General features: G+C 68.2%; 25 protein-coding genes. 8 read left to right on the forward strand and 17 right to left on the reverse strand.

Going from position 1 to position 26,003, the window contains the following annotated elements:
* Positions 1-2: 2 nt before the first annotated feature.
* The 9 genes from ERC79_RS23055 to ERC79_RS10095 are packed head-to-tail and all read right to left on the reverse strand — an operon-like array spanning position 3 to position 7,705.
* On the reverse strand, positions 3-629 hold the full coding sequence (locus tag ERC79_RS23055) for a V-type ATP synthase subunit D (RefSeq protein WP_165497074.1): 627 nt from the start codon (positions 627-629) through the stop codon (positions 3-5).
* The gene (locus ERC79_RS10060) at positions 626-2,026 is read right to left on the reverse strand and encodes a V-type ATP synthase subunit B (RefSeq protein WP_242676797.1); all 1,401 of its coding nucleotides are present in this window, start codon (positions 2,024-2,026) and stop codon (positions 626-628) included. The genes ERC79_RS23055 and ERC79_RS10060 overlap by 4 nt, the downstream gene beginning before the upstream one ends.
* Entirely contained in the window at positions 2,023-3,738 is a 1,716-nt protein-coding gene (locus ERC79_RS10065; protein WP_131577829.1) for a V-type ATP synthase subunit A, read from the reverse strand. Before ERC79_RS10065 ends, ERC79_RS10060 begins: the two co-directional genes overlap by 4 nt.
* Positions 3,735-4,259 (reverse strand): V-type ATP synthase subunit E family protein, encoded by a 525-nt coding sequence (locus ERC79_RS10070; protein WP_131577831.1) that lies wholly within the window; start codon positions 4,257-4,259, stop codon positions 3,735-3,737. The genes ERC79_RS10065 and ERC79_RS10070 overlap by 4 nt, the downstream gene beginning before the upstream one ends.
* Complete coding sequence (locus tag ERC79_RS10075) at positions 4,256-4,459, reverse strand: hypothetical protein (protein ID WP_207390458.1); 204 nt, start codon at positions 4,457-4,459, stop codon at positions 4,256-4,258. The genes ERC79_RS10070 and ERC79_RS10075 overlap by 4 nt, the downstream gene beginning before the upstream one ends.
* 19 nt (positions 4,460-4,478) lie before the next feature.
* Positions 4,479-4,904 carry an ATP synthase subunit C gene (locus ERC79_RS10080; protein WP_131577835.1) on the reverse strand — a complete coding sequence of 142 codons (426 nt, stop codon included), beginning with the start codon at positions 4,902-4,904 and terminating at the stop codon, positions 4,479-4,481.
* On the reverse strand, positions 4,901-6,319 hold the full coding sequence (locus ERC79_RS10085) for a V-type ATPase 116kDa subunit family protein (RefSeq protein ID WP_242676798.1): 1,419 nt from the start codon (positions 6,317-6,319) through the stop codon (positions 4,901-4,903). The genes ERC79_RS10080 and ERC79_RS10085 overlap by 4 nt, the downstream gene beginning before the upstream one ends.
* Positions 6,306-7,256: a hypothetical protein gene (locus ERC79_RS10090; protein ID WP_131577837.1), complete on the reverse strand. Its 951-nt coding sequence runs from the start codon at positions 7,254-7,256 to the stop codon at positions 6,306-6,308. The genes ERC79_RS10085 and ERC79_RS10090 overlap by 14 nt, the downstream gene beginning before the upstream one ends.
* Positions 7,253-7,705, reverse strand: coding sequence for a hypothetical protein (locus ERC79_RS10095; RefSeq protein WP_131577839.1), 453 nt, complete (start codon positions 7,703-7,705; stop codon positions 7,253-7,255). Before ERC79_RS10095 ends, ERC79_RS10090 begins: the two co-directional genes overlap by 4 nt.
* A gap of 205 nt (positions 7,706-7,910) precedes the next feature.
* On the opposite strand from ERC79_RS10095, the gene ERC79_RS10100 reads away from it, so the two are divergent.
* Positions 7,911-8,144: a LapA family protein gene (locus ERC79_RS10100; RefSeq protein ID WP_131577841.1), complete on the forward strand. Its 234-nt coding sequence runs from the start codon at positions 7,911-7,913 to the stop codon at positions 8,142-8,144.
* Positions 8,145-8,249: 105 nt separating this feature from the next.
* Complete coding sequence (locus ERC79_RS10105; protein WP_242676799.1) at positions 8,250-9,560, forward strand: MFS transporter; 1,311 nt, start codon at positions 8,250-8,252, stop codon at positions 9,558-9,560.
* A 78-nt stretch (positions 9,561-9,638) separates the two neighbouring features.
* Here ERC79_RS10105 and ERC79_RS10110 read toward each other — a convergent pair whose 3' ends face one another.
* On the reverse strand, positions 9,639-10,433 hold the full coding sequence (locus ERC79_RS10110) for an IclR family transcriptional regulator (protein WP_131577845.1): 795 nt from the start codon (positions 10,431-10,433) through the stop codon (positions 9,639-9,641).
* Between the two features lie 136 nt (positions 10,434-10,569).
* Here ERC79_RS10110 and ERC79_RS10115 point away from each other — a divergent pair, with 136 nt between their 5' ends.
* The 3 genes from ERC79_RS10115 to dmpG are packed head-to-tail and all read left to right on the forward strand — an operon-like array spanning position 10,570 to position 13,408.
* Positions 10,570-11,409: a fumarylacetoacetate hydrolase family protein gene (locus tag ERC79_RS10115; protein WP_131577847.1), complete on the forward strand. Its 840-nt coding sequence runs from the start codon at positions 10,570-10,572 to the stop codon at positions 11,407-11,409.
* 8 nt (positions 11,410-11,417) lie between these two features.
* Entirely contained in the window at positions 11,418-12,401 is a 984-nt protein-coding gene (locus ERC79_RS10120) for an acetaldehyde dehydrogenase (acetylating) (protein ID WP_131577849.1), read from the forward strand.
* Positions 12,398-13,408, forward strand: coding sequence for a 4-hydroxy-2-oxovalerate aldolase (gene dmpG, locus ERC79_RS10125; RefSeq protein ID WP_131577851.1), 1,011 nt, complete (start codon positions 12,398-12,400; stop codon positions 13,406-13,408). The genes ERC79_RS10120 and dmpG overlap by 4 nt, the downstream gene beginning before the upstream one ends.
* Before the next feature lie 135 nt (positions 13,409-13,543).
* Here dmpG and ERC79_RS10130 read toward each other — a convergent pair whose 3' ends face one another.
* Positions 13,544-14,431, reverse strand: a complete 888-nt coding sequence (locus tag ERC79_RS10130; RefSeq protein ID WP_131577853.1) for a D-alanyl-D-alanine carboxypeptidase — start codon at positions 14,429-14,431, stop codon at positions 13,544-13,546.
* 110 nt (positions 14,432-14,541) lie between these two features.
* Between ERC79_RS10130 and ERC79_RS10135 the strand changes: the two genes are divergently transcribed.
* Together ERC79_RS10135 and ERC79_RS10140 are read left to right on the forward strand one after the other, a co-directional pair.
* Positions 14,542-15,228 (forward strand): response regulator transcription factor, encoded by a 687-nt coding sequence (locus tag ERC79_RS10135; protein WP_131577855.1) that lies wholly within the window; start codon positions 14,542-14,544, stop codon positions 15,226-15,228.
* Positions 15,225-16,598, forward strand: coding sequence for a HAMP domain-containing sensor histidine kinase (locus ERC79_RS10140; RefSeq protein WP_131577857.1), 1,374 nt, complete (start codon positions 15,225-15,227; stop codon positions 16,596-16,598). Before ERC79_RS10135 ends, ERC79_RS10140 begins: the two co-directional genes overlap by 4 nt.
* Here ERC79_RS10140 and ERC79_RS10145 read toward each other — a convergent pair.
* Positions 16,576-18,156: an NAD-dependent epimerase/dehydratase family protein gene (locus ERC79_RS10145; protein WP_131577859.1), complete on the reverse strand. Its 1,581-nt coding sequence runs from the start codon at positions 18,154-18,156 to the stop codon at positions 16,576-16,578. The two genes, ERC79_RS10140 and ERC79_RS10145, sit on opposite strands and share 23 nt — an antisense overlap.
* Positions 18,157-18,202: 46 nt before the next feature.
* Positions 18,203-19,435 carry an aminotransferase class I/II-fold pyridoxal phosphate-dependent enzyme gene (locus ERC79_RS10150; protein ID WP_131577861.1) on the reverse strand — a complete coding sequence of 411 codons (1,233 nt, stop codon included), beginning with the start codon at positions 19,433-19,435 and terminating at the stop codon, positions 18,203-18,205.
* 333 nt (positions 19,436-19,768) lie between these two features.
* On the opposite strand from ERC79_RS10150, the gene ERC79_RS10155 reads away from it, so the two are divergent.
* Positions 19,769-21,379 carry an MFS transporter gene (locus ERC79_RS10155; protein WP_131577863.1) on the forward strand — a complete coding sequence of 537 codons (1,611 nt, stop codon included), beginning with the start codon at positions 19,769-19,771 and terminating at the stop codon, positions 21,377-21,379.
* Positions 21,380-21,420: 41 nt separating this feature from the next.
* On the opposite strand, the gene ERC79_RS10160 is transcribed toward ERC79_RS10155, so the two are convergent.
* The 4 genes from ERC79_RS10160 to ERC79_RS10175 all read right to left on the reverse strand — a co-directional run bounded on the left by ERC79_RS10160 (position 21,421) and on the right by ERC79_RS10175 (position 25,947).
* A complete protein-coding gene (locus ERC79_RS10160) occupies positions 21,421-22,974 on the reverse strand; it encodes an acetyl-CoA hydrolase/transferase family protein (RefSeq protein WP_131577865.1) in 1,554 nt (517 codons plus the stop codon).
* 219 nt (positions 22,975-23,193) lie between these two features.
* Positions 23,194-23,796, reverse strand: a complete 603-nt coding sequence (locus ERC79_RS10165) for a TetR/AcrR family transcriptional regulator (RefSeq protein WP_131577867.1) — start codon at positions 23,794-23,796, stop codon at positions 23,194-23,196.
* A 31-nt stretch (positions 23,797-23,827) separates the two neighbouring features.
* Positions 23,828-24,790, reverse strand: coding sequence for a DMT family transporter (locus ERC79_RS10170; RefSeq protein WP_242676800.1), 963 nt, complete (start codon positions 24,788-24,790; stop codon positions 23,828-23,830).
* Positions 24,787-25,947, reverse strand: coding sequence for an acyl-CoA dehydrogenase family protein (locus tag ERC79_RS10175; RefSeq protein WP_131577869.1), 1,161 nt, complete (start codon positions 25,945-25,947; stop codon positions 24,787-24,789). Before ERC79_RS10175 ends, ERC79_RS10170 begins: the two co-directional genes overlap by 4 nt.
* Positions 25,948-26,003 lie beyond the last annotated feature (56 nt).

Here is a 26,003-nt window from a genome sequence, read left to right on the forward strand (position 1 = left end):
CCTCAGCCGTTCGTGCGGCGCGGAGCACGTCGAGCGGCCCAGCGCCGGCGCAGACCATCGGCCCGCTCCTGCTCCTCGAGCGCGAGCGCCGAATGTGCGAGCGCCTCCTGCAGCGCCGGAATCCATCGATCCGTGATGGCCCGCAGCCGTTTCCGCGTCGCCCGCTCCTCCGAGTCGACGGCCCGCAGCGCAGCCGATGCAGCGGCGTGCCGAACCGCGATCTCCAGGGCCGCCGTATGACGCAGTCGCGCCTCGATGGACGCGGACCCGCCCACGGAGGCCGCGTCGGGCGCGGGAGGTGGCACGACGCAGATGGCCTCCGCCGGGTAGGTGATACCCATCGAGTGCGACCAGGCGATCTGGATGTCGGCAGACTGCCCGGACGCCGGCCGGAGCGCGCGCTGCCCGTCCAGCATGGCCGCACGTACCAGCCAGGTTTCGGCGTCGTGGGCGGCCCGCTCCCATTCTGCACCCGTCTCCTCGGCGCGTTGCGCGAACCGCTGCCGTGCGGTGTGGAGGATCCGCTGCTTCCGGTCGAGCAGTTCGGCACCACTGCGGGCAACGGCCAGCCGCCTCTGCAGCCACACGCGACCCGCCCGGCCGGGCGGCACACGACCGAGCCGGGTCACGATTCCCCGCCTCTTTCGGATCCGCGGAACCACCTGTCCAGGAAGGTCTCCGGCAGCATCGTCAGCTCCCGGCGTGGCAGCGCCGACAGCGCCTCCCAGACCCGTTCGAGCGTCCCGTTCAGCGAGCGCGCCTCGCCGCGCCGCTGATCGAACAGGCGCCGCTGCACCACCCGCGCGAACTCGAGATAGGCGCGGTCGGTTGCGGACAGCGCATCCTCGCCCATGAGCTCCACCAGCTCGCCCGCCTGCCGCGCGCGAGCCAGCGCAGCCATCGTCTGAGCAGCGACGTCCAGATGGTCCTCGCGTGTTCGACCCGGTCCGGCCCCCTTCCGCATGAGCCGCGACAGCGAGCTCAGCGCGTCCACCGGCGGGTAGATCCCGGCTGCATGGAGATCCGCCGAAAGAACGATCTGCCCCTCGGTGATGTACCCCGTCAGGTCGGGCACCGGATGGGTGATGTCTCCACCGGGCATCGTGAGTACCGGAAGTACCGTCACCGAGCCCTCCCGATTCCGGATCCGCCCGCACCGCTCGTAGAGCGACGCGAGGTCGCTGTAGAGATAGCCCGGGTACGCCCGCCGACCGGGGATCTCCCCACGCGCAGCCGACACCTCCCGCAGCGCCTCGGCGTAGGCGGTCATGTCCGCCATGACGACCAGAACGTGACGGCCGGACTCGAACGCAAGATCCTCCGCGACCGTCAGCGCCAGCCGCGGTGTGAGTATCCGCTCCACGACCGGATCGTCCGCGGTGTTGATCAGGAGCACCAGACTCCCTGCCGTGGAACGCTCTTCGAGAGCATCCCGGACAGTGGCCGCATCCGTGTGCGTGAGACCCATGCCCGCGAAGACCACGGCAAACGGTGCGTCACCCGCGGTGGCCTGCGCGGCCACCTGCGTCGCCAACTCGAGATGCGGGAGACCGGCCAGGGAGAACACCGGAAGCTTTTGTCCCCGAACGATAGTGGTGAGGGCATCGATCGCGGAGATCCCGGTGAGCACGGGTTCCGCCGGCGGGTCACGATGGCTCGGGTTGAGCGGGAACCCCGATACCGGCGCCCGGCGGTCCGCGAGCACGGGCGGTCCGCCGTCCATCGGTTCACCGCGTCCATTGCAGACCCTGCCGAGCCAGCCGGGCCCGACCGGAATGTGGATCGGCTCGCCGGCGAACACCACCCGCGTGCCGTCGGGCCGCATGCCATCGGTCCCCTCGAGGACCTGGACGACGGCGAGATCCCGATCCACCTCGAGTACGAGTCCGTGTCGCACCTCACCGGAGTCGAGCCGGATCAGTGCCGACTCGTCCCAACCCACACCCGCCACATCGCGCACCACCAGCAGGGGTCCGCGCAACGCCCGCACGTCCGAGAACTCGACCTTGCCCAGGCCGGTGATCACCGCAACTCCTCGAGTCGGGCGAGCACGGCGTCACGGATCCGCCGGACGCCGTCCGCGTCGTCCGGGCCGGTGTCCTCGCGGGCCCGCACCAGTGGGCCGTAGTCGACGTCCTCGAGCGTGTCGGCGGAGACACCCGCGTCAGCGCGTTCCGTGCACCGGTCGACAACCGCGAGCACCGCATCGACCAGCGCGGCTCCCTTTGCGGCGGAACAGAATGCGTCCGACGCACTGAGGGCGCTCTGCTGTAGCACCGCCTCCCTCAGCAGCCGTCCGGCCAGCAGCACCACCCGCTCCCCCGCAGGCATCGACCGACGCCCCACGAGATCGGCCAGTGCGTCGAGGCGGCCGGCGTCGGCAAGCAGCGACAGCACCCGACCGCGTCGCCGCGCCCACTCCGGGTCGCCCTCTCGCGCCCGACGCAGCCCGAGCGCCTCCGCATCCCGTGAGAAGGAGCCCGCCCACGCCACCGCCGGGTAGTGCCGCGCATAGGCGAGGTCGCGGTCGAGTGTCCATACGCACCGAACGAAGCGCTGAGTGTGCGCGGTGACCGGTTCGGTCATGTCGCCACCCGACGGCGAGACGGCGCCGACAATGGTCACCGAGCCGCGGCGGCCGCCGAGCGTGACGACGTGCCCGGCACGTTCGTAGAAGGCCGCCAGCGCCGACGCCAACCCGGCCGGATACCCCTCCTCGGCGGGCAGCGCTCCTGTGCGCGAGGCGAACTCGCGCAGTGCCTCGGCCCAGCGGGAGGTGGAATCGGCGATGACGACGACGTGGCAGCCGAGATCCCTGAAGTACTCGGCGACCGTGACTCCGGAGTAGATACTGGCCTCCCGCGCCATCATCGGCATGTTCGACGTGTTCGCGATGACCACAGTGCGGGCGGACAGGCGATGCCCGGTACGCGGATCCGACAGGGCCGCGAGTTCGTCTACCACGTCAGCCATCTCGTTCCCACGCTCACCGCACCCGACATAGACGATGACGTCCGCATCGCACCACTTCGCGATCTGCTGTAGCAGCATCGTCTTACCCGTCCCGAAACCGCCCGGCACCGCAGCGGTACTGCCCCGCGCGATCGGGTACAGCACATCGAGCACCCGCTGTCCGGTATGCAGGTTCTCCGGATCGTCGATCCGCTCCTGGAACGGCCGGGCCCGACGCACCGGCCACGTCGCGGTGAGGGTGACAGGTCGGCCGGCGACCGTCGCAACGACCGCGTCCGCGACGTACGCACCGGCCACCGCGACGTCGCCCACCGTTCCGGCCAGCCCGGGGGGAACGAGGATTCGCAGCCGCAGGGGGCCGTCGTAGGTCACCACACCCACCTCGTCACCGCCGGAGACCGAGGCGCCCACCTCCACGGTCGGCGCGAAATCCCACTCACGATCGACTGCCGCCGCCTGGGCGGACCCGGACATCAACCAGGTTCCAGCGCCCGACAACGGCCGGAGCAGACCGTCGAAGACGCCGCCCAGCAGACCCGGCCCCAAACGCGCGGACAGCGGGCCGCCGCGAGAGTTTGCAGGTGCACCCGGCGCCAATCCGCCGGTGTCCTCGTACGCCTGGACGGTGACCCGGCCGTCCTCGATCGCGACGACCTCTCCGGGCAGCCCGGTCGCACCCAGCGAGACGACGTCGAACATCGACACACCTTGCAGCTGTTCCACTTCCACGAGCGAGCCCGAGACCCGTACCACGCGCGCGGTCACGATTCCCACAATCGGGTGAGCCGGACACCGAGCGCATCGAACCGGGCGTCGGCCAGCGCATCGAGGGTGCACACCGCCCGTCGCCCGCGCACCTGCCCCACCACTCCGCCGCCCGGGTCCTCGGTGATCGTGGCATCGGGTCCGAGGGCGGCCCGAGCCTGCGCCGCGAGCTGCTCGAGCAGGGCTGGATAGACGGCATCGCCGCGCAGCGCGGTCACCGCCTCCCGGATCCGGTCGTGCAGATCCTCGTAGACCTCACGGCGCGCCTCGAGCACGATCGTCCGGGAACGCCGCCGGGCCCGGGAGCGCTCGGCCGCGAGCACCGTTTCCGCATCCGCCTCGCCCTGAGTCCGCGCGGCGGCAAGCAGCCCGTCGGCCTCCGTGCGCGCTCGCGCTTCGAGCGCGGCGGCATCGGCGTCCGCGGCGCCGCGGATCCGGGCGGCATCCGCGCGGGCCCGGTCCAGCAGGGCCTTGCGTACCGGGGCCAGCGGGTCACCGGACCGCGTCCGCACGGTGGTCACGAGGGCATCACCACCGTCAAGCGTCGCCCCCCGACAGCGGCCGCACCCAGGGCGCGCGCCGCGGCCGGCGTGAGGATCACCACCGCGACGTCACGGTCGAGATCATGCCAAGCCGCCCGGACGGCGGCATCGTCCTCCGCCGGCACGACGACGGCCCCAGCCAGGGCGTAACCCTGGATCGCGACTTCCGCACCGAGCACCGCCACCCGCGCCACGACGTCACGCCTTGCCGATGAGGATGATCGCGACGATCAGCCCGTAGATGGCGATGCCCTCGGCCAGTCCGACAATGACCATCGCGCGCCCGAACAACTCGGGTCGCTCACTCATGGCCGCCAGCGCCGCGGCCCCGGTGTAGGCGACGGCGATGGCGGCGCCGATCGACGATCCGGCCACCGCGACGGCGGCACCCAGCAGTGCGGCCCAGTTCGACGTCGCCGCGGCCTGCTGCGCCTCGACGACTGTCGCGGCCGACGCCGGGTGCCCGCCGACCGCGACGACGAGCACCACCAGCGCGGCAACCAGCAGAACCCCATCGAGGGCGAGGAATACCCCGAGCGCGGCCCGGCCGCGGCGGCGCAACACCAGCACGGTCGCGGCGACGACGGCGAACAGCACCGGCAGCGCATAGAGCCATGTGGTCACGGTGTCCTCCTGGAGGTGTCGAGCGGGACATGCCACGGGCGGAACGGACGCCCTTCCGCGACGAAGACCCGCGAGAACAGTTCGTAGTACTCGAGCCGCAGCGCCTGCACCCCGGCAACGAGGGCCTCCAGCGCGAACGCAAGGACATTGCCCAGGACGAACACCAGCAGTGCGGCGGCGACACCCCATCCACCGACACCCCACAGTCCCGTCGTGCCGTCCCACACCACCTGTCCGAGCGCGGCATGGGTGAGTCCGAATGCGGCGAGCCGCGCGAACGAGACGAGGTTGGCGCCGAGGCGGATGACCGCGTCGAACAGTTCCACCACGGCCTGCGCCGCCCCGGCGAGCCCCCCGCCCGCCCCGGCGAGGAATCCCACCGCCGCCAGCACCAAACCGGCGGCCGCGACCAGGGTCCCGGCAATGAGCCAGCCGCGTCCTGCCACCGCGCCGAGCACCGCGAGGCCGAGCCCGGCGAAGAGCGCGGCGCCGGCGATCCCCGACGGTGCGCTCAGGGCCGTCGCCCACCCGCCCTCACGCCAGCGGTTGACGGTGCCCACGACGTACGCGCACGCCAGGAGCACCGCGCCGACGCCGATCGCCGAACCGAGCAGGGTGACCGGCTGATCGAGCGGCGACAGCCACAGCACGGGCACGACTCCGGTCGGACCGAAGAACTCCCCGTAGAGCAAACCGAATCCGATAGCGGCCAAACCGGATCCCACGACGAAGGGCCACACCTTGCGGTAACGAGCCACCCACACCGGGCGGCCCGTACGCAAGATCAGGCCCAGCAGCACCAGCAGCGCCCCGTGCCCCACGTCGCCGAACATCATTCCGAACATGAACATGTACGCCACACCCGCCAGGACCGTGGGGTCGACATCGGCGTACGGAACGGTGCCGTAGGTGTTCACGAGCGGCGAGAAGGATTGCCGTACAGCACTTCCGGAACGCAGTACCGTGGGGGGATCGAGGCCCCGCGACGGCCTGGACGGCACCACGGCTCCACCCGTGTCGAGCAGCCGGGCGGAGAGGTCGGGGACGTCGGCGGCGGATATCCAACCGGCGAGGGCCGCAGCTTCCCCCCGCACCACGGCCGCGGCAGCGCAGGCCTCGAGCTGTTCCTCGCCCGCGAGTAGATCGGCGCGGCCCTGCCGTTCGAGCACATCGAGGTCCGGCCGGTCCGGCGACAACGACGGCGACACCTCGACCCCCTCGACGCCCAGGCGCTGCAACCTCCGCCCTGCCTCCCCACCGCCCGTGGCCGCGGTGCCGTCGGAGGCGTCGGCGCGATCGATCTCCACGGTGCCCGCAGCCGCGACCCGGACCAGCACCTCACGCAGTGTCGCGCTCGGCGCGACGATTGCGATGCGCTGCATCCGGACCGGTGCGGCGAAGCTAGGCCACCCCATCGAAGGCCTCCATCACCGCGGGACCGGTCACGGTGCGGCGAGCGGCCGCCTCGAGCGCGGCCCGGACCCGCCACGCGTCCGCCGCCAGCACCGCCACGGCTCCCGTGATCGGCCCACGCTCGAATCCCGAGCCGCGCAGCAGGGTGAAGCCCTCGCGCTCGAGCCGGTGCCACCACGCCGCCTCCGCCCGCCAGAGATCCTCGGGCCGGTCCACCCCCGAAAACGCCCCGCGCGCACCCGACGGCAGGAGCGCCGACAGCCCCGCCACGCTCGCCGATGGTGACCCGGCGGCATCGACGAACCCGCCGCCCAGCACCACCGATGCCCGTCGATCGAGGGCCGTCGGCCACCGGCGACCGTCGACAAGCACCTCACGGGCAACCAAGAGCGCTGCCGCAGTTCGGGCCCAGCCGGACGCTTCGGGGATGCGGGCGACGAGGTCGCCGGCCCACGCCAGCCGTGCGCCCAGGCTGATCTCGCGCGGTGTCGTGCCGCCCGGGTCTCCCCACGCCGAGGACCGCAGGCACTCGCGCACCGCCGCTGGCGAGTCGGCCTCGGCCACCCGCCGCGATGCGGTGTCCAGGGCGCCGAGCCGGTACGCCGGTCCGGTGTCGGTCCCCGCCAACCGGGCCAGCTGGTCGTCGATGCCGGCGATCTCGAATCCCCGCGCGAGCAACCGGATGACGTCGGCGCCCGATCGGGGCAGCCAACCCGCGAGCACCCGCAGGTGCCAGAGCAGGGTCGCACCCACCCCGTGCTGGGCCTGCACCAATGTCGCCGTGGGCGATACGTCGTGGCCGTACGGCGTGGCCGACAACGCCGTCAGCGCGTCGGCCCAGGTGGGGCAGGAGGCGAGCGCGCGGGCGGCGCCGGCCCCGATTCGCCTCCGTGCCAGGGCCTCGGCCCGCACGGTGCCCGCCACCCACGATGCGGTCACGGCCCGGCTTCGTCCGGTTCGTTCCCGCTCAGGTCGGCGCGGACGGATGCGACGATCCGGTCCACGAAGCCGGGTACGCGGGCACGTCCACGGTTCCGCACGGCGTCGGCCTCCTGTTCGGCGGCGGCGAGGGTGGCCGCAGACTCGCCGCCCGCCCGCTCTGTCACCCGGGCCGCCGCGGCGGCCCGTTCGGATTCGACCCGGCGCCGAGCGGATTCGACGCGATCTCGCGCCCACTCTTCGGCGGCCCGACGCCGTTGGGCGGCGTCCCGCTCGGCATCGTCCCGAATACGCTGCGCTTCATCGGTGGTCTCGGCGAGCAACGCCAGTATCGGCTCGAGTTCGGCGGACAGCTCCGCCACCCGGTCGGCCGGGACACCCGTGACCGCGGCCGCCCCGGGAGTGCCCACGGGGCGGAAACGTTGGAGCAGGTCACGGGAACGAGGCATGCGTCCTCCCGGCGCGCCGGCAGTATCCGGAGTCCAGGGTACTCAGGACGCAGTACCGGAACCCGAACACCGCAAGACGGGGCACCACTGGTACACGATTCGAGACCTCGGCAGGACGAACCCGGCGAATCGGATCACACGTCCCGGGGGATACAAATCCGGCGTGCTCGGCCGAAAACCGCTTCGGGTTGGCTAATCTCAGGCGATGACCACCCCGAAGTCCGGTTCTTTCCTCAGCCGAGTGTCGCCGCCACAGTGGGCAGCTCTGGTCCTGGCCGTGCTCGCGATCATCTTCGTGGCGCAGAACCGCAATACCGTGTCGATATCGCTGTTCTGGGTCAGCGTCGAAGCGCCGCTCTGGCTGACGCTGACGATAATCTTCGCGATCGGCTGGGTGGCCGGTGTGCTGACGATGCGCCGCCGGGGCAAGGCTGGGTAGCGCACCGCACCGCAGGCACACCGTAGAGAATCTGCCTCACCGGTGCCGCCGTCGTGACGACGGCGGCGTGATCGGGCATCGAGTCCGGCGGCCACAATGTACGCCGTGAGTTCCGAGATCGCCCCGCCCCTTTCCACCCTGCCATCCGCCCCGGACGGGCGCCGACCTCGGATCCATCCGGCCTGGCCCGCCGCCGCCGTCGCATTCCTCGCCCTGGTGGGCGCCGCCGCCTTCCGGGCAGCGCCGTCGGTGCTCATCGAGCCGCTGCACGCCGACTTCGGCTGGTCGCGGGCGAGCATCTCCGCGGCAGTGTCCGTCAACCTGGTGTTGTACGGGCTGACGGCACCATTCGCGGCAGCTCTGATGGAACGGTTCGGCATCCGCAAGGTCGTGACCGCGGCGCTGGCACTGATCGCGCTCGGCAGCGGACTCACCGTGTTCATGTCCGCGACGTGGCAACTGGTGCTGCTGTGGGGCGTGATGGTGGGTCTCGGAACGGGGTCGATGGCGCTGGCCTTCGTCGCCACCGTGACGGACCGGTGGTTCGTTGCCCGCCGCGGTCTGGTCACCGGCATCCTCACCGCTGGCGGCGCCGCCGGCCAGCTGGTGTTCCTGCCGGTGCTGGCGATGCTCGCCGAACGCTACGACTGGCAAACGGTGTCGCTGACCGTGTCGTCAGCGGCGCTCGCAGTGGTGCCGCTGGTGCTGATGTTCCTGCGCAACCGCCCCGAGGACATCGGCGCCACCCCCTACGGCGCCCCCGACGACTACGTCCGCCCCACGCCCCCGGCCTCGCCGGGTGGACCCGTCGCCCGCGCGCTCGGGGTCCTGCGCTCCGCAGCCCGCACGCGCGTCTTCTGGCTGTTGGCCGGCACGTTCGCAATCTGCGGCGCCAGCACCAACGGGCTGGTGGGCACCCACTTCGTGCCCGCCGCGCACGATCACGGCATGCCGGTGACCGCGGCCGCGAGTCTGCTCGCCGTGATCGGCATCTTCGACCTGATCGGCACCATCGCCTCCGGCTGGTTCACCGACCGCTTCGATTCCCGCAAGCTTCTCGGCATCTACTACCTGCTGCGTGGGATCTCGCTGATGCTCCTGCCGCTACTGTTCGCGAACACCGTGCATCCGCCGATGATCGCGTTCATAATCTTCTACGGCCTCGACTGGGTTGCCACGGTGCCGCCGACCGTGGCACTGTGCCGCAAGCATTTCGGCGCCGACGGCCCAATCGTGTTCGGCTGGGTCCTCGCCTCGCACCAGATCGGCGCTGGGCTGGTGGCCTTCCTCGCGGGCCTGGTCCGCGACCATTTCGGCGGCTACGACGCCGCGTTCTACGTTGCCGGCGGCCTGTGTGCGGTCGCGGCGGTGATGGCGTTGGCAATTGCGAAACCGGCTCGGGTGGCGACCCGATGAACGGGACTGCGGACGCACTCACTCCCGAGCAGTTCACCGCGACATCGGGTACGAACGTGCACCGCCCCACGTGAGCGTTTACTCGGCTCTGCTGCCTTCGGCCAGGTGCGCTCGTCTCGCGAGAGTGGCACCGACACCAGCGGCCGCGGCCCGGACCGACGCAGCGTGAAGCTCGGGCCGGAACCGTCCGACGGTGCCGGTGACGCTCAGTGCCGCAATCGGACGGTCGTCGGCATCGAGCACCGGCGCCGCCACACAGGTGATCCCCACGGCGGACTCTTCGAACTCGTATGCGACGCCCTCACGTGCAATGCGCTCGAGCTGGGTTCGCAGAACGCCCGGGGCGATCAGGGTTCGGGGCGTTCGCCGCTCGAGCCGGCCGCGGAGAACCCGTTCGATGGCGGCCGGCTCGGAGTGAGCCAGCATCGCCTTGCCGATAGCGGTGCAATGCAACGGCATTCGGCCGCCGACCCGGGACGGGGAGGTAGCCTGGCGGTGGCCGCCGATCTTGGAGACGTAGACCACCTCGGAGCCCTCGAGGACGCCGATGTGAACCGTCTCGTGCGTCCGCTCGTAGAGGTCCTCCATGAACGGCGTCGCGACCTCGATCAGACTCCGCTCCACGGACGCCCGCATTCCCAGTTCGAACAGTTGACCACTGAGCCGGTACCCGGACGGGGTCCGATCGAGCAGTCGAACGGCGACGAGATCGGACACGACGCGGTGCAGGGTCCCCTTGGGGATGTCGGTACGACGGCCGAGCTCCGCGAGGCTGACGCCGTGATCATCGATGGTGAACGCGCGAAGGACGGTGACCACCTTGCCGAGCACGGTATTCCTGTCGATCACAGCGTCGAGCGAGGGATCGTCCATGGTGTGCCCTTCCGCTGACCTGGGAGTTTCTGAATCATACTCACTCGCGTTCCGGTGAGCCGAACGCCAACGTGGCGGCCGTGCCATGCCAACGGTGACAGTGGACGAACCCAGCCCCTCGACGCCAGGACGCCCCATGACGACTATTCCCGAGCCCGACGGCACGTCGGTCTCCGATTCCGACGGTTCGGCCGCCGATCAGGCGGTCGACGCAGCGTTCGAGCGACTCGAACGCGCGAACAGCACACAGACGCCATGCGCCCCGGTGCGTGACCTGATCGGAAGCGGCGACGTCGAGCGCGCCTATGCAGTCCAGCAGAAATTGACCGCTGCGCGGATAGCCGCCGGAGCCCGCGTGCTCGGCCGGAAGATCGGCCTGACGTCACCGGCCGTGCAGCAGCAACTCGGTGTCGACCAGCCGGACTTCGGCGTCCTGTTCGACGACATGCACTGCCCCGAGAACGAGGCCGTACCGTTCGGTCGACTACTCCAACCGAAGGTCGAGGCGGAAATCGCCTTCGTCCTGGGCGCCGACCTCTCGGACGGTCCGCTCGACGAACAGCAGATCCGCGAAGCGGTGGACTATGCCGTCGCCGCACTCGAGATCGTCGACAGCCGGATCGCCGGATGGGACATCAGCTTCGGTGACACGGTGGCCGACAACGCATCGAGCGGACTGTTCGTCCTCGGTGCGCAGCGCCGCACCCTCGACGACTTCACCCCGATCGAGACCACGATGGAGATGCGGATCGACGGTGTGGCCGTCTCGGCCGGCACCGGAGCAGCATGTCTCGGCGATCCGCTCCGCGCCCTGGCCTGGCTGGCAGAGAAGAGCCGCCACTTCGGCACTCCGCTCCGAGCCGGTCAGGTGGTCCTCTCCGGCGCCCTCGGACCGATGGCTGTCGTCGAACCCGGCGTCACCGTGGTCGCCGACATCACCGGCCTCGGTTCGGTCACCGCAACTTTCAGCAGATAGGAAGACACATGAGCGACGAAAGACGCCGAATCAAGGTGGCCGTGATCGGCTCCGGCAACATCGGCACCGACCTGATGATCAAGGTCATCCGGCACTCGGAGAACCTCGAGATGGGAGCCATGGTCGGCATCGACCCGGACTCCGACGGGCTCGCCCGGGCACGCCGGTTGAAGGTCCCGACGACGGCCGAGGGCGTCACCGGCCTGATCGGTCTGCCGAACTTCGACGAGATCGACATCGTGTTCGACGCGACGGCCGCCAAGGCCCACATCGCCAATGCGAAGGCGCTCGAGCCGTTCGGCAAGCGGCTGGTCGACCTCACCCCCGCGGCGATCGGGCCGTTCGTCGTCCCCGCCGTCAATCTCCCCGAGCACCGCGACGCCACGAACGTCAACATGGTCACGTGCGGCGGCCAGGCGACCATCCCGGTCGTCGCCGCGGTATCCCGGGTCACGCCGGTGCCGTACGCCGAGATCGTCGCCTCCATCGCCTCGAAGTCCGCGGGACCGGGCACGCGCGCAAACATCGACGAGTTCACCGAGACCACTTCACACGCAATTGAATCCGTCGGTGGTGCCGAGCGCGGAAAGGCCGTGATCATCCTCAATCCGGCCGAGCCGCCGCTGATCATGCGCGATACGGTTCTGTGCCTGATCACCGATCCGGACGAGCAGGTGCACCAGGCGATCCGGGAGTCGATCGAGCAGATGGTCGCCGAGGTGGCGGGTTACGTCCCGGGCTACCGGCTCAAGCAGCAGGTCCAGATCACCCCGCTCCCGGAGGGGTACCCGGTCCACACGCTGCTGGCCGAGGGTTCGACGGCGACCCCCACCCATCAGGTGTCGGTGTTCCTCGAGGTCGAGGGCGCTGCGCACTACCTCCCGGCCTACGCCGGCAACCTGGACATCATGACCTCCGCCGCACTGCGATACGCGGAGAGCATTGCCGAGACGATCGCCGTGCCTACGGCAGAGCTGGGAGTCAACCGATGACGGACGCACTGTTCATCCAGGACGTCACGCTGCGGGACGGCATGCACGCCGTCCGGCACCGAATCACGCCACAGGACGTGGGTCGCATCGTGGCCGCCCTCGACGCCGCCGGCGTCGACGGGATCGAGGTCGCGCACGGCGACGGGCTGGCCGGTGGCAGCCTCAACTACGGACCGGGCAGCCACACCGACTGGGAATGGATCGAGGCGGCTGCCGAGAACATCTCCCGGGCCCGGCTGACCACACTCCTGCTACCGGGCATCGGCACCATCCAGGAACTCGAGCGCGCCTACAGCCTCGGAGTGCGTTCGGTCCGCGTGGCCACCCACTGCACCGAGGCCGACGTCTCGGCCCAGCACATCGCCAAGGCGCGTGAGCTCGGCATGGACGTCTCCGGCTTCCTGATGATGAGCCACATGGCACCGGCCGAGGTTCTCGCGCAGCAGGCCAAGCTGATGGAATCGTATGGCGCGCACTGCGTCTACGTCACCGATTCCGGCGGCCGGCTCACCATGAACGGGGTCCGCGAACGCGTCCGCGCCTACCGCGACATCCTCGATCCGGGCACCGAGATCGGCATCCACGCCCACGAGAACCTCTCGCTCTCCGTCGCGAACAGTGTTGTCGCAGTTGAGGAAGGCGTCACCCGTGTCGACGCATCCCTCGCCGGTCACGGCGCCGGTGCCGGTAACTGCCCCATCGAACCGTTCATCGCCGTCGCGAACCTGCACGAGTGGAAGCACAACTGCGACCTGTTCGCGCTGCAGGACGCCGCCGACGACCTCGTCCGCCCGCTGCAGGACCGCCCTGTCCGCGTCGACCGCGAGACCCTGACCCTGGGCTACGCCGGCGTGTACTCCTCGTTCCTCCGTCACGCGGAGGCGGCGTCCGAGCGCTACGGCATCGACGTGCGGACGATCCTGCTCGAGGTCGGCCGACGCTCACTGGTCGGCGGCCAGGAGGACATGATCGTCGACATCGTCCTCGACCTGATCGCGGAACGGTAGCGAGTCGACGAGATGCGCTGTGACAGTTCTCGATATACGAGAATCGTTACAGCGCATCACGTCCAGGCAGGCCGAGCGACTCTGACGGAGATCGACCCGTCGGGACTCCAAGCGGTATGGCCAACTGAGCCTGAATCAACTCTCGGTGGCCGCTATCTCGGCGATCAGAGCAGACGCGCGGTCGATGGCATCATCAGCCGAACGTCCCTCGCCCTGGACCGCTCCCACCACGAGGCGGCCGGGCGTACCGACGGTCGCGGCGAACAGGAACACCCCACCCGCCGCATCCGTGGTACCGGTCTTGAGCCCGACCACGCCCTGCTGTCCGAGCAGCCAGTTCGTGTTGCGCACCGGACCCACTCCAGGAATCACCGCCTCGGGACGTGCCACTATCTCGGCGATCACCGGCTCGCGCATCGCAGCGGTCGCGAGCCGGGTCAGATCCTCGGCGGTACTGGTCGTGGTCGGGGAGAAACCGCTCGCATCCTCGCCGATTGTGGTCGCCTTCATTCCCAGTGAACGAACCAACTGTGTTGCTGCGGAGCGATACCCGTCGATCGAGCCGAATGCCCAGATCGCGAGCGTGTCCGCCAGATTATTGGCCGAGGGCAACAGCATCGCCTCGAGAATCTCGTACTGTGTCAGTTCCTGCCCCTGCCCGACCGCCACCACCGATCCGCCGTGAGTGGCATAGTCCCAGTACAGCTGGGAGTCGGCCTCCGTCATTGTCAGAACCGGACCCTCCTCCCCGGGCACCAGCGGCGCCTTACCCAGCACGGCCAGGGCCGTGATCACCTTCGCGGCACTCGCGGTCGGCTGTGGGCGCTGGCCGGGATTAGCGACCCGGACCGTCCCGTCTTCCCCATCCACGAATGCGAAGGCGATGGACGCGCCGTGCCGGTACAGGCCGGCGGGACCGCCGGATCCCGGACCGGTCACGACGTAGACGAGCCACAACGCAATCCCCACCAGCATGGCGGCGCCGGCGATCGGAAGTGCTATTCCCCTGCGGAAGTTCTGCATGACGTCCACCGTCGCGGGCGAGTGTCCGGATTCGGCTGGGGCAGTGTCACCGTTCTGCTACAAGGTGTGGCGCCGATTGTGTCAGCCGGTCCGCCCCGCAGAATGGCCCCATGAGTTCGGTGCTGCTGATCGAGGACGACGACAACCTCCGCGACGCCTTCACCTTGGCTCTGAGCCGATACGGGCACGAGGTCATCGCGACGCCGTCGGGCGAATCGGGGCTCACCGCCCTGTCCGCCGGAGCCTTCGACATCGTCGTGCTCGACGTCATGCTCCCCGGAGTGGACGGGTTCGAGGTCTGCCGACGGATTCGATCCGACAGTCTCGTCCCGATCGTGATGCTGACGGCCCGCAGCGAGGACATCGACGTGGTGTCGGGGCTCGAGACCGGCGCGGACGACTACGTGATCAAGCCCGTGCAGCCGCGCATCCTCGACGCGCGGATCAAGGCCGTGCTGCGCCGTGCCGCCACAGTCCCCGAACTCCCGTCCACACGGGAGGTCCACGGCGACCTGGTGATCGACCGCGACTCACTGACCATCAGCGAGGGTGACCGGCAGCCGGAACTCACCCGCACCGAATGGCTACTGCTGCTGGCACTCTCGACCCGACCGGGACAGGTGTTCTCCCGTGAACAGCTGCTCGAGTCGGTATGGGGGTTCGACCACCTCGGCGGGTCGCGTCTGGTGGATGCGTGCGTCCAGCGACTGCGCGCCAAGATCGAGAAGGATCCGTCGTCTCCACGCTACGTGCAAACCGTACGCGGCTTCGGATACCGATTCGGACCCGTCTCGTGACGATCCGGCGGCCCGGGCTGCAGGCGCAGCTCACCGTCCTCGTTGCGGCTGTCGCGCTGGCAGCCGGGGTAGCAGCCTCAGCCGCGGTGTATCTGCAGGCTCGCAGCAACATCTTCTCCGCCGCTCAGAACCAGATCCTGAGCGGTTTCGCCGACACCATCGACGCCGCGGCCAACTGGATCGGACCCGAACCGACCCACGGCGAACTACGGGAACTCGCCAGCGTCGGCGACGGCAGTCTCGCACGGTCCGGCGGCATACAGGTCGGCAGCTGGCCATCCGACGTACCCGGACCGCCGCAGGAACTACTGGATCGTGTGGAGGCGTCGCCTCTTCCGGTCTTCCAACGCGAATCGGGGCGAGCGGCACCGCTCTTCTACGTCGCCGGGAAGGTCCGCAGCGAACCGGACGGTCAGCCGGTGCTCGTCGCCGCCGTCTTCAACCTCGCACAGGCACAGTTTCAGATCGACGAACTGGAACGCCGGGCCGCAGCCGTCGCCGCAGCCGTCGCCGCACTCGGCGCCCTGGTCGGGCTGTGGACTGCCCGGCGGCTCGTCCTGCCTCTCCGCCAGCTCAATCTCGCGGCAGCTGCACTCGTACCCGGTGAGCCGCGACACGAGTTGGCGGCCGGATCCAGTCACGAACTGGCCGAGTTGGTTTCAACTTTCAACCGGACCGCGGCCGAGCTCGATCGGACAGTCGCCGATCTCGCGGCCAAGGAGTCCGACGCCCGCCGATTCGTCGCCGACGTGTTCCACGAATTACGGACGCCACTCGCAGCATTGGTCGCCGTCGCCGAGGTACTCGAGGAGGACGCCGTGTCGATGGGGCCGGACACCGCGCGAGCCGCGCGGATCGTCAGCCGCGGCGCAGAACGGCTCTCCCGTCTCACCGAGGACGTCATCGAGATATCGCGCTTCGATGCCGGACGCGCCGACCTGGAGCTGCACGTGCACGATCTCGGGGATCTGGTGCGGGATTCTTTGCGCACCCGCGGTTTCCAGGACCAGGTGCAGTTCGCGGACAGCACCCCCGTGCGGTGCGCAGTCGACCGGAGACGCCTGGACCTCGTGATCGCGAATCTAGTGACCAACGCACTCGCCCACGGCCGGCCACCGGTCGTGGTGACCGTCAGCGAGGACGACCGGTCCGCCGTCATCGCCGTCACCGATCACGGCCCGCCCATTCCGGCACAGGAGCGACAGCAGCTGTTCGAGCGGTTCTACAAGGCGGACGCGTCCCGCGGCCGCACCGATGGCAGCGGGATCGGCCTAGCGCTGGTCGCAGAGAATGTGCGCCTGCACGGCGGCACGGTGACGGCCACCTCGGGCAGCGCGTCGAATACATTCACGGTTCGGTTGCCCCGATAATCTGCTCCCGGGCCCGCGGCTCGTCGAACCTCGGCGCACAGGTCGCCACGATCTCGTCGACCAGCGATTCACCGGGACCGCGGATGGCTCGGCCGTCCACACCACGCAACACCCGCGGAAGCAGTGGGTCGGACGGGTTGACCGGCGTGTACGCAATGGACCCGGTGATGCGCGCCCGCAGTCTCGCGGTCCAGGGTGCCGAGCGAGCAGGCTCCCCGGCCCCGCGAATGTGGAACACCACCGGTGAGCCGCCGAACCAGTTTCGCGCGTATGACACTGCCGCCTCGACGGCCTCCGCCACCGACACAGCAGTCAGCCGACCCCGTGGCCCCGTGCTGAGCCCGTGCCCGGGCAGGTCCATCAGGACGACGTCGAATCCCTTCTCCGACAGCGATTTTGCGACGGCTGTCAGGTATCGGGCGTGCAGACCCTCGGGTACCGGGATCACCAGCGGCCGACCACCGGGGACGGGGCCTGCGGGATGGACCTCGAGGTGTACGGATCCCTCGCGCACCGGAACCTGAACGTGTTCGAGCCCGCCGGTATCCACCCCGGTGAACGCGGTCGACGGTTCCAATGCCGCCTCGCAGGCCACGTGGCGCGTGAGAGCATTCTCCTTGCGCAGCAGCCCCTTTCCCTGAAAAAGAACCATCAACGCTGCGGCCTCGTGAGCCGTCAGCATCGGCCGCCATCCAGTGGCCTCCGCAAAGCGAGTCGAGTCCACCACCGTCTCACCCGCGGTGATCCACTGGCCGGAAAACCGGCTCAGACCCAGACGGAAGGCGATGTTCGCCGCGATGACGGCCGGCCGTTCCGGGACGTCGAACAGGCGCTGACCCTGCATCGCGGCGAGCTCACGCACACCCACCCAATCGGGCGGCCCGATGTTGAACGGTCCCACGAGGTCAAGTGTGGTCGCGCGATGAAAGGCGTCCGCGAGATCACGCTCGTGAAGGAACTGGTAGGCGGCCTCGTCGGCCCGTGGGAAGGCGCCGACCGACGCAGTCAGCTGATCGATGCCGTCGTTCGAGAAGTGCGGTCCGACAACATAGGTGGATCTCAGCAGTGAGATTGTCATTTCACCCGGATGACGACGCAGCCACCACTCGGCATAGTGCTCCACTTCCGCCTTGTCGTGAAAGTAGTAGCGGTCGGGATCACCGGCCGGATACGCACTCTCGTCGACGGGCTTGGGACGCAGTTCGGGACCGTACGCGTTGACACTCGATGCCACCACTACGCGGCGAACACCCGCCCGGTACGCAGCGTCGATCACATTGCGCGAACCGCGCAGATTGATGTCGTGGGTCTCGGCCTTGTTGCGCATCTCCTCGACCACGAACGCCAGGTGCACAACGACATCGCAGCCCCGGAACGCCTCCTCGAGTTCCGGCGACCGAATGTCCATCCGGACCGATTCCAGCTTGTCGTGCGCCACCCGCGGAACGCTTCGTGCAATGCCGACAACGGATTCCACGTCAGGATCAGCCAGTAGGACCGGAAGGATCACCGCAGCGAAATCACTTGTCGCACCGGTAACCGCAATCCTCGTTCTCATTCAACCCCCTCGTGACGCGCGTGCCGCCGACGCCTCCAGCCCGATCCTATTCCGCCATTTCGTCGACGGTCTGCGAGATCACGTCGATCGCCGTCCGCAGTTGGGCGTCCGTGTGCGTGGCCATCACACACAGTCTCAGTAGCGCACCGCTCCGTGGGACCGCGGGATGCAGCGCCGCGCTGGTGAAGACTCCACGATCGAAGAGCTTGCGCCACAGTGCTATCGCCTTCAGATCATCACCCACATGAAGCGCGACGATGGGCGAGGCTGCCTGGGTACCATCCGGCATCGGCGACTGCACACCGATGTCGAGCCCGCTCGCAACCAACCCATCGCGCAGGGTCGTCGCGTTGGCGACGGCTCGTCGAGCCAGCTGCTCGCCCTCCTCGCTGCGAATGATGCGGATCGCGGCGAGCGCACCTCCGATCGCAGCAGGCACGCCGGAGGTGGTGAAGAGGAAGCCACGAGCATGCACTCGCAGGGTGTCGAGCAGGTCGTGGGATCCGGCAATGAATCCACCGGTGGAGCTGGGGCCCTTGGACAGTGACGCCATGCGGATGTCCGTAGTTCCCGCCACGCCGAGCAGTTCGGCTACTCCGGTCCGCTTCGGTCCGAACAACCCCAGGCTGTGCGCCTCGTCCACCATCAACGCGGCACCGTACCGCTCGCACACCTGCGACATCGCGTCGAGCGGCGCGAAGTCGCCCTCCATCGAATACAACCCATCGACGACGACCAGCACCGCGCCGCCGCCCTCCACCGGCTCGGCCAGCACGCTCTCGAGATGTTCGACGTCGTTGTGCCGGAACTTGCGCACGGTGGCCCCGGACAGCGCGCTTCCGTCACGGATCGAGGCGTGGGCCGCGGCATCGACGACGATCACATCGCCCTTGCCCACGATCGCGCTGATGGTTCCGAGATTCGTCTGATACCCGGTGGTGAACACAATCGCACCGTCGGTGCCGTGCCAATCCGCAATCTCGGCCTCGAGCTCGATGTGCAAATCGAGGGTGCCGTTGAGGAGACGGCTCCCGGTGACAGCACAGCCGAACCGGTCCAGCGCCTGCTGCGCCCCCTGCTTGAGGCCCGGATGGTCGGCGAGACCGAGGTAGTTGTTGGAGCCGAGCATGATCTTGTCGGCCCCCTCGACCCGGACGACGGGCGCCGTCGCGGACTCCATCACCCGGAAGTACGGGGAGACGTCCGACTCCCGGATCGCGCGCAACAGCTCCACCCGTGCATCCCCGCCGAGTCGCTGCATCAGCTGGTTGACCGCCATCGATTCCATTCCCCTGTTCTTCTGTTCAGCCGCGATCGAAGGCAGCAAGCCGGTGCCGCATATCGGTGTAGCTGGGACCCTGTACAGGATGTGAACTATATCCGTGTTTCCGCTCCCGCCCGAACATTTCACCGGTTCCCCCGGCGGGCATCACAGGCAGCTCGAACGATCGATGCAGATTTGCCAAAACTTGTTTTGCCACAACCAATTTGGACGTTCGGAGGGCCTGCGGCCCCGTGCGTGGTTTGCGAGTCCAGAGACTCGCAAACCACGCACGGGGCGGAGTTGGCCCGATCGGCCCCCGTTCGGGGGGAGACGCTGATTCAATGAGGGATGCGCCGAAATGCTGGGCTGACGACCGGATCGGGGGCGGGCCTGGTCCTGCTCGTCCTCGCGGCCGGGCAGTTCCTGATGACGCTCGACAGTTCGGTGATGAACGTGTCGATGGCCGCAGTCGCGTCCGATCTCGGCACCACCATCACCGGAATCCAGACCGCAATCACGCTGTACACCCTGGTCATGGCGACACTGATGATCACGGGCGGCAAGATCGGCAGCATCCTCGGCCGCCGCCGCGCGTTCGCCATCGGACTCGTCGTCTACGGCGCGGGATCGTTCACCACCGCGCTGGCACCGAATCTTCCAGTGCTGTTGGTCGGCTGGTCCCTGCTCGAGGGGATCGGAGCCGCGCTCATCATGCCCGCAATCGTCGCTCTGGTCGCGTCGAACTTTGCGGCGGAGCGACGGCCCGGCGCCTACGGGCTGATCGCCGCGGCCGGAGCGGTTGCAGTGGCGGCTGGACCGCTCATCGGCGGCGCCGTGACGACATTCGCCTCGTGGCGTTATGTTTTCGCAGGCGAGGTTGTACTGGTCGTACTGATCCTCCCGGTATTGCGCCGGATCGAGGACGTCCCGGCGTCGAGGGTCCGGCTCGACCTTGTCGGCTCGGTACTGTCGGTCGTCGGCTTGGGCCTGGCGGTCTTCGCCGTGCTCCGATCCGGCGAATGGGGCTGGCTGCGCGGCCGGCCGGGTAGTCCGGAGATCCTCGGCCTCTCACCCGTCTTCTGGTTGATCCTCACCGGGCTCCTGGTGGTGTACGTGTTCATACAGTGGGAGTCGCATGTGGCCCGCACTGGCCGGGAACCGCTGCTCGACACGAGCCTGCTCGCCAACCGCCAGCTGTCCGGCGGCCTGGCGATGTTCTTTGCCCAGTTCATCGTTCAGGCGGGCGTCTTCTTCGCAGTACCGTTGTTCCTGTCCGTCGTACTCGAACTCAGCGCTCTGCAGACGGGTATCCGACTGTTCCCGCTGTCGCTGGCGCTTCTGTTGGCCGCGATCGGCATCCCGCGGCTTCGACCGCACGCCTCGCCGCGCCGTGTCGTCCGGCTCGGGCTCGCGTCGATGATCGTCGGCATCGTCATCCTCGCGGGCGGCATGAGTCCGGGCGCCGACGCCGAAGTTGTGGCAATTCCGATGGTGTTGATGGGGCTCGGTCTGGGTGCGCTGGCATCCCAGCTCGGCGCGGTCACCGTCTCGGCGGTGCCCGATTCGCGCAGCGCCGAGGTGGGCGGACTGCAGAACACCGCGACCAACCTCGGCGCTTCCCTCGGCACCGCCCTCATCGGCTCGGTGCTGATCGCGACCCTGAGCGCATCGGTGATCGCCGGGATCGAGAACGACCCCCGGGTGCCCGACTCGGTTCGCAGCCAAGCCACCACCGAACTCACCGGTGGTGTGCCATTCCTCAGCGATACCCAGCTGCGTACGGCACTCGACGGGGCCTCGGTGGATCCCACCGTCGCAGATGCCGTGGTCGAGGCCAATTCCGATGCGCGCCTCGAGGCGCTACAGGGCGCTTTCTCGGTGGCTGCCCTGCTGGCCGTCTCGGCGCTGTTCTTCACCGGGAGGTTGCCCCGCCGAGCCCCCGGCGACCCGGAAACCTGAACCGGCGATCGGCGTCACCTACACGAAAATCCCGCCGGCCGTCACTCCGGCCGCATCGAACCCGTCTCGCTGAACCGCTGGTGGAACGACAGCGCCTCACCCAGCAAGTGCGGTGTGTGGCCCGCTGACGGGAATGCCTCCGCCCGGTCGACATAGTCGAGCAACATCGCCCGATAGTCGGGGTGCGCGCACTTGTCGATCACGACGCGGGAGCGCTTGCGCGGCGACAGGCCGCGCAGGTCGGCCAGGCCCTGCTCGGTGACGAGCACCTGGACATCGTGCTCGGTGTGGTCGACGTGCGGGACCATCGGCACGATCGAGGAGATCGCGCCGCCCTTCGCGGTGGACGGGCTCAGGAACATCGACAGGTAACCGTTACGGGCGAAATCACCCGAGCCGCCGATACCATTCATGATCTTGGTGCCCATGACGTGCGTGGAATTCACGTTGCCGTAGATGTCGGCCTCGAGCATGCCGTTCATCGCGATGACGCCCAGGCGGCGGACGATCTCCGGGTGGTTGCTGATCTCCTGTGGGCGCAACACGATGTGCTTGCGGTAGAAGTCGATGTTCGACACCAGTTCGTCGATACCGGCATCCGACAGTGCGAGCGACGTGGCCGACGCGTACCGCACGGTGCCGTGCTTGATGAGGTGCAGCATTCCGTCCTGGATCACCTCGGAGAAGCAGGTCAGGCCCTTGTGTGGACCGGCGTCCAAGCCCTGCAACACGGCATTGGCGACGTTGCCGATGCCGGACTGCAGCGGCAGCAGACCGTCGGCGGGCAGCCGTCCCTTGGACACCTCGTACTCGAAGAAGTCCAGCACGTGCGCCGCGATGGCCTGGCTCACGGCGTCCGGCGCAGTGAGCGGGCTCGCTGCGTCGCGGGCGTTCGTCTCGACGACAGCAACCACCTTCTGCGGGTCCACCTTCATGGTGGGCTGGCCGATGCGGTCCTCGACGGACGTCAGCTGGATCGGCTTGCGGAACGGCGGCAGCGCGGTGCCGTAGTAAACGTCGTGGATACCGGTCATCGCGTCGGGCACCCACGAGTTGACTTCGAGGATGATCTTGTCGGCGACGTCGAGCCAGGTCTTGTTGTTGCCGATGGAGGTGGACGGGATCAGCTCACCGGACTCGGTGATACCGGCGATCTCGACTACCGCGACGTCGACGTTGCCGTAGTAGCCCTCCCACACCTGCTGCGCGACGTGCGAGAGGTGGATGTCGACGTAGTCCATCCGTCCGTTGTTGATGTTGCGGCGCGCGGTGGGCTCGGACTGGTACGGCATGCGCAGCGAGATGCCGTCGACCTCGGCGAGCAGCTTCTCGGTGCTCGCCGACACGGACGCCCCGGTGAGCAGGTTGATGGTGAAGTTCGATCCGGCGCCGCGGACCGCATGGATCCGTTCCGCCAGCGCGGGAATGATCGCCTTGGGCGTGCCGGCGCTGGCGAAACCGCTGATCGCGACCGTGTCGTGGGGGTGGATGAACTCGACGGCCGCCTGCGCGGATGTCACTTTGCTCCGGAACACCGAACTCTGGATCCGGGTCGGGTTCGACTGGGATCCGGCTTCGTCCACGCACAGGGTCACAGTGAGAAGGCTAACTCTCGACCTGCCGGCGAAATGGCGCCGACAAACAGACGAAATGCCTCTGACATGCGGGTTTCGTTCCATGGCAGCCTTTCGGATCGGCGACACGTCCGGAATGTGCGACGAGCGCGCGGATCACCGCGACGAGCTGCATCCTCCAGCTGACCGACTATCGAGTTGTTCCGCCCATCGGCATGTCCGGCATTTCCGCGCCGACGCTCAAACTGCCCGCCCGACCGTGATTGCGTCGATGAACTGGTCGCAGATGGCGCGCATGCGCGTCGGAGTCATGTGCGCAGACCCGGTCAGAACCTGAATGGCCAGGCCGTCGAGCAAACCCAGCAACATGTCAGTGGCCACCCCCGGGTCTTCAGCGCGCAGGACGCCCTGGTCGATACCGGCCTCCACGGTGTCGTACACCACAGCGCGCCACTCGCCGTAGACGTTGTCGTTGAGCTTCTGCAATTCCGCGTCGCCGAGCGCAGATGCCCACAGTTCGACCCAGACTCGCCATGCGGTCACCGTTTCCGGACCGGCAGGCAGATACGACTCGACGAGGCGATGCAGCCGGACCAACGGGCCGTCACTCTTCTCCATGATCCACGCACGCCGGTCCAGTGAGTTCTCGAAATTGAACTGGAATGCGGCGTGCAGCAACGCATCCTTCGAGTCGAAGTAGTAGTGCACGGTCCCGTTGCTCACGCCGGCGCGTCGGGATACATCGGAGATGCGGACATCCCGGAAGCCGAGCTCGGCGATGGCCTCGCAAGTCGCCTGCAGAATCTGTTCTCGGCGTTCGGCTTCAACGCTGGGTCGTGGCATTGAGTGGACAACTCCTCGAGTGTGACGTGTTCTAGTTCGAAACCGTAACTGAACGTTCGCTTGTGTCTGTGGAACCTCGCGCTCTCCGCCATCTCGTTGCCCACGGCAATAGCGAGCAAGCCAGGAGAATCGTGGTTACCCCTGCCCATTGGAGGCCGCCCAGCCTTTCCGAGAGCACGATAGCCGCGACGACCACCCCGACGATCGGTTCGAGCAATCCGAGCAGGCTCATCGAGACCGAACCCAGGTGCCGGACCGCATAGAAGGCGCCGCCGACTCCGATCGGGATGAGAAACACTGCTTGCAGAATGACGGTGCGCCATCCCCCAGACGACAGTGCGAAGTCCTGATGTGTCGCGAGAGCGACAATGCCGACGGCGAGGGTCGACCCCGCCGTGACCAGGCCCGTGGCGGCAATCGCACCAACCTGTCGAACCCACGGCTCGCCGAGAACCAGGTACACCGCGTACCCAGCGGCGCTCAACACCGCCATACCGGCGCCGACCGCCGTTATCGAAGACGAGCCTGAGCCGGAAACCAGACCGATCCCGCCCATCATCAGGGCACACACCATCAGCACGGGGAGCCCGGCTCGCTGTCCCCTGGTCAGCATGACCAGCAGCAACACGAACACCGGATAGACGTGCACGAGCACAAGGGCGATCTGCGCTCCCGTTGACTGCACTGCGGCGAAGTACGCGAGGATCTGTAGCCCGAAGATCGGTCCGCACAGGAACGTCAGACCCAGCGACGCCCTGAGGGGCAGCCGCCGGAGACGCCCGGTGGCTGCGGCAAAGGCGAGTATGAGCGCGCCACCGAGCAGCCCGCGAAGAGTCACCAACACGGAGGGCGAGACACCCTCCGTGTAGGCAAGGGCTGCCACGGTCGGTGTCAGACCGTACGCGATCGCGGACGCTATCCCGCCGACCCAGGCACCGGCAACGCGCCGATCCTCGACGTGCACCGCCGATCCGGTGCCCGGGCGCCGAGTCACCCCAGATTCCGGGAGATGACGAGCCGCATGATGTCGGAGGTACCTTCCTCGATCTCCTCGAGTTTGACGTCCCGCATCCACTGCTCGACGGGGTACTCGCGGGAGTAGCCCCAGCCACCAAGGGTCTGCACGGCCGCCCACGTCACGAACATGGCGGTCTCGGACGCTGTCAGCTTCGCCATGGCTGCGAGTCCTGTGGCATCCCCTCCGGCATCGATGACCCGCGCAGTGTTGAGGACCATCAGCCGAGCTGTCTCGATCCGGGTGGCCATGTCGGCCAGACGGAAAGCGACGGCCTGGTGCTCGATGATCGGCTTGCCGAACTGCTTTCGGGTTCGCGCGTAGTCCAGCGCGTATTCATAGGCCGCACGGGAGGCGCCGACCGCCGCCGCCCCGAGCACCGTGCGGGAGATGTCGAACGTCTTCATCAGCCCGTAGAAGCCCTGGCCCTCGTCGCCAAGTCGGTTCTCGTCCGGGACGAAGACATCGTCGAAGAACAGCTCGCGGCAGACGATCGCGCGCTGCCCCATCTTCTTCATCGGTTCGCCCCACGAGAATCCGGGAGCATCCTTCTTCAGCAAGAAGGCAGAAACACCCTTGGAGCGCTCGTTGCGATCGGTCTTGGCAAACACGACGTACTGCTCGGCGGCGCCGGCGTTGGAGATCCACGCCTTCTGTCCATTGATCCTGTAGCCGCCATCGACCTTGGTGGCGGTGGTGATGATCGAGGCAGCATCGGAACCGGAGCCGGGCTCGGTGGTGGCGAGGGCAGTCATCACCGGGTTGTCGCCGGTGAGCGGACGCAGCCACTTCTCCTTCTGCTCGAGTGTTCCCAATGCCATCAGAGGATCCGAGAAGAAGCCGTTGGAACACACCAGGTTTCCGATGCCCGGATCGCCCCAGCACAGTTCTTCCTGGACCAGACACTGGGTGAAGACGTCGGAGAACCCGCCGCCGCCGAACTCTTCGTCGATCATGAAGTCGGTGATGCCGACCTTGGCGGCCTTCTGAAAAATGTCGACCGGCGTGACGACATCGGCCTCGTCGACCTCGCGTCCGCGCGGACGGATCTCCTTCTCCGCGAAGTCGCGGCACAGCTTGACGATCTCCTGCTGTTCGGTGGTGAGGGGCCAAGGGTCGAACTGCGTGGTGGCCATGATGAGCCTTTCCTGGTTGGCTAGTCAGTTAATTTACTGGCGAGGTGAATGGGGAA

Source organism: Rhodococcus sp. ABRD24 (genome assembly GCF_004328705.1).
In the GTDB taxonomy this organism is placed as follows: domain Bacteria; phylum Actinomycetota; class Actinomycetes; order Mycobacteriales; family Mycobacteriaceae; genus Prescottella.

Excerpts from the sequence above, each read along its gene's own strand:
- ERC79_RS10085 (WP_242676798.1), bottom strand. The coding sequence starts at position 6,319 with ATGGGGTGGCCTAGCTTCGCCGCACCGGTCCGGATGCAGCGCATCGCA.
- ERC79_RS10095 (WP_131577839.1), bottom strand. The coding sequence starts at position 7,705 with ATGCCTCGTTCCCGTGACCTGCTCCAACGTTTCCGCCCCGTGGGCACT.
- ERC79_RS10100 (WP_131577841.1), top strand. The coding sequence starts at position 7,911 with ATGACCACCCCGAAGTCCGGTTCTTTCCTCAGCCGAGTGTCGCCGCCA.
- ERC79_RS10110 (WP_131577845.1), bottom strand. The coding sequence starts at position 10,433 with ATGGACGATCCCTCGCTCGACGCTGTGATCGACAGGAATACCGTGCTC.
- ERC79_RS10115 (WP_131577847.1), top strand. The coding sequence starts at position 10,570 with ATGACGACTATTCCCGAGCCCGACGGCACGTCGGTCTCCGATTCCGAC.
- ERC79_RS10120 (WP_131577849.1), top strand. The coding sequence starts at position 11,418 with ATGAGCGACGAAAGACGCCGAATCAAGGTGGCCGTGATCGGCTCCGGC.
- dmpG (WP_131577851.1), top strand. The coding sequence starts at position 12,398 with ATGACGGACGCACTGTTCATCCAGGACGTCACGCTGCGGGACGGCATG.
- ERC79_RS10130 (WP_131577853.1), bottom strand. The coding sequence starts at position 14,431 with ATGCAGAACTTCCGCAGGGGAATAGCACTTCCGATCGCCGGCGCCGCC.
- ERC79_RS10135 (WP_131577855.1), top strand. The coding sequence starts at position 14,542 with ATGAGTTCGGTGCTGCTGATCGAGGACGACGACAACCTCCGCGACGCC.
- ERC79_RS10145 (WP_131577859.1), bottom strand. The coding sequence starts at position 18,156 with ATGAGAACGAGGATTGCGGTTACCGGTGCGACAAGTGATTTCGCTGCG.
- ERC79_RS10150 (WP_131577861.1), bottom strand. The coding sequence starts at position 19,435 with ATGGCGGTCAACCAGCTGATGCAGCGACTCGGCGGGGATGCACGGGTG.
- ERC79_RS10155 (WP_131577863.1), top strand. The coding sequence starts at position 19,769 with ATGCGCCGAAATGCTGGGCTGACGACCGGATCGGGGGCGGGCCTGGTC.
- ERC79_RS10165 (WP_131577867.1), bottom strand. The coding sequence starts at position 23,796 with ATGCCACGACCCAGCGTTGAAGCCGAACGCCGAGAACAGATTCTGCAG.
- ERC79_RS10175 (WP_131577869.1), bottom strand. The coding sequence starts at position 25,947 with ATGGCCACCACGCAGTTCGACCCTTGGCCCCTCACCACCGAACAGCAG.